Consider the following 3,115-nt stretch of genomic DNA (forward strand, 5'->3'; position numbering starts at 1 on the left):
CGTCAGAAAGCGATAATCACAGCGATCCGGAGATTGAATGATTTTTATTCTGGAATTGAATATAAGGTTCAGCAGCAACATCAAGTTGAATTATTGCCTAATAACTTTGAGTATGTTTTAGATCTTTTTTCTCTGCAATGCAATGAAGCTGGCAATAAAGTTAACACGATAAAGGCAAAGAAACGGTTCATACGTTGTTTTCTCAAAGATTGTATTGATCTTGGTTGCATGAACATTTATTCGCTAAAACCTTCCTATGTTGCTAAAGCCTGCCTGAGGGTTGAGAATAAAGATGGCTGGGCCATTATAAGAGCTTTTTTAAAATTCTTAAGCATCAACGGAATAATTGAAGCCGATTTTTCGACACTTGTACCACGTTATCGAAAGCCAACCCATCTCCCTGTCACGTATAGTGAAAAGGAGATCTTCCAAATTGAAAAGGTGATTGACCGTACCTGTAATATAGGCAAACGCGATTATGCAATGCTAATTTTAGCAACCAGACTTGGTATGCGATCCGGAGATATTGTAAAGTTGTCGCTGGCTGATCTTGATTTTAAGCGCGATCAGATTACTTTTATACAGCAAAAAACAGGTGAACGATTACGACTTCCGATGTTAACAGAAGTTAAGATCGCATTGACCGATTATATCAACAATGCCCGACCTAAAGTAACTGGCGATACCCTGTTTTTACGTCAAAATGCACCTTTTAAGGAAATAACCACTTCTGTTTTGAGATTTGTAACGACACGATACTTTAAGATGGCGGGTATTGATATCACTGCGAAAAAACACGGCCCTCATACATTTCGATCATCATTAGCCAATTCAATGATTAACGATGATGTTCCCTACGAAGCGGTTACGAAAATCCTGGGGCATACCGATTCCGATGCAATCAAACATTATGCAAAACTTGATCTGGATAAACTTCGTGAATGCGCAATCGAAGTCCCCAGGCCATCGGGCACATTTAAAGCTTTTATTGACGGAGGTATCAACGCATGATCCAGTTCAAGAGTATCTTAAACAACGAACTGACTGATTTTTTGGAATTACGTAAGGTTTCGAAAAGCCAAAGCGCATATAAACACGACCGTCATACGCTTCAGAATTTTGATGAGTATCTCTGCTCAATCAATTGCGAAACTAAAAACCTAACGGAAGCACAAATGGTTGGCTGGGTACGCACGTTGACCGGGAAAAGCAGTTCGATTGCTAACGTGGTAATTGTTATCCGGATTTTTTTAGAACACCTGCTGAGTTACGGGATTCATGCTTATATACCACCAATCCCTAAAGTTAGCGATGACTATGTACCCTATATATTCTCTGATGACGAGATCGATATGATTTTTTCCATTGCTGATACCTTACCAATGGGCAGATTTCAAAAAAATACCCTTATCCATATTGAGTATCCAATGATTCTGCGTCTCATGTACGGATGTGGTCTGCGTATAGGCGAAACGCTAGCATTAAAGATTAAAGATGTGGATTTTGATGCGGGCGTGTTAACACTTAACTATACAAAGGGCAACAAACAGAGACGGGTACCCATGCATCCCGCGTTGACAGAAATACTCAAAAAATACTGTATGGCTTTGGGTATGGTGGGCTATCCAGAAGCGTATCTGTTCCCGACAGCTGATCCAACAGTATCGGTTAGTATCCATGCTGCAGGGTATCAGTTTAATAACATTTTAAAGTTAGGCAATATATCTTTGTCCAATCGGCAAAAACATCAGAGAGGACCCTGTATGCACTGCCTCAGGCATGTCTTTGTATTCAAATCTTTTGCTAACGCTGAAAAAAATGGACGCAGAATTGACGATGCTATCCCATATCTTTCCATCTATCTGGGGCACGATAGTCTGAAAGAAACAGAAAAATACCTGAAATTCAGCAGTGAGTTGTTTCCCGATGCAATGAAGCTTTTTGATGATTATACTGCACAGATTTTTCCGGAGGTAAAATACGATGAGTGAGCCTTCGAAATTTCTGAAGTTACTTGATGATTATCTTAGTAGTTATATGACGTGTTCGATTGGCGCTAGTCCTAATACCATTATTTCATATAAATATGCCTTTCGTTTATTGATTGAATTCATGTTCTCAAAGAAGGATATCCCGGCAGATAAGATTTCCTTTGAACAGCTTGATTATTATACACTAATGGCGTTTTTTGACTGGATTGAGAAAGAACGTGGTTGTAGTGCATCAACGAAGAATCAGCGACTGTCCGCAATTATTTCTTTTTCTGAGTATGCTCAGAATCGGGATTTTGACGCAGCATCAATCTTTCGGTGCAGTGTGATTAAAATTCCCACGAAAAAAGCTCAAAAAAAACCTCGAGCAGTATTTTCGGTTCAGGAAATAAAGATACTCCTTCAATTACCTGATAATACTAAGGTAACAGGCCTCAGGGATAAGGTTTTGCTCAGTCTTATGTATGCAAGTGGGGCAAGGGCTCAGGAAATATGCGATCTGACCGTTGGAAACATCCAGTTTAATCCGAAAGGTGCTACCATCAATATCAAGGGAAAAGGCAGAAAAACACGGCGAATTGGTATCCCGGATGCCTGCACGACGATATTACAGAATTATATTGCACACAGACGAATCGAATCGAAACCGGATCGGCATGTTTTTTCCAGTCAAACCCATGAGCAGATGACGGTTTCATGCATCGAAGGTATCTTTAAAAAATATGTGCGCGTTGCAAAAAAAGAAAACCCATCCTTGTTCTGTGAAGATAGCTATCCGCCTCATTCCATGAGGCATTCAACGGCCAGTCATATGTTAGAGGCTGGTGTACCGATTGTTGTTATCAAAAATTTCCTGGGTCATGCATCTCTTCAAACGACACAGATTTATGCTGAATTATCTCAGAACACTGTGGATAAACACCTTAAAGAATGGAATCATAAGTGGTTTCCACAGAATTTTAACAAAAAGGAAGAAGTGATCAAGAAAAATAATATGCCTGAGTTTTTGAATTTGCAGTTGAATGACTGATGCGTAATTATCTGAGAAAAAAAATAGAATCTCAAGAGCTTATGCGGCTTCTAGGAATTCTACTCGGATAATCATATTTCTCGGATAATGCGAC

At 39.5% G+C, this 3,115-nt stretch carries 3 protein-coding genes; all 3 read left to right on the forward strand.

Going from position 1 to position 3,115, the window contains the following annotated elements:
• The coding region (locus FZC41_RS16980; protein WP_148568641.1) for a tyrosine-type recombinase/integrase at positions 1 to 1,011 on the forward strand (1,011 nt) is incomplete at its 5' end.
• Complete coding sequence (locus tag FZC41_RS16985; protein WP_148568642.1) at positions 1,008 to 1,991, forward strand: tyrosine-type recombinase/integrase; 984 nt, start codon at positions 1,008 to 1,010, stop codon at positions 1,989 to 1,991. The genes FZC41_RS16980 and FZC41_RS16985, both read left to right, overlap by 4 nt.
• The gene (locus tag FZC41_RS16990; RefSeq protein WP_148568643.1) at positions 1,984 to 3,021 is read left to right on the forward strand and encodes a tyrosine-type recombinase/integrase; all 1,038 of its coding nucleotides are present in this window, start codon (positions 1,984 to 1,986) and stop codon (positions 3,019 to 3,021) included. Before FZC41_RS16985 ends, FZC41_RS16990 begins: the two co-directional genes overlap by 8 nt.
• Positions 3,022 to 3,115: the final 94 nt, after the last annotated feature.

The sequence above is a fragment of the Acetobacterium paludosum genome, assembly GCF_008086595.1.
GTDB lineage: Bacteria > Bacillota > Clostridia > Eubacteriales > Eubacteriaceae > Acetobacterium > Acetobacterium paludosum.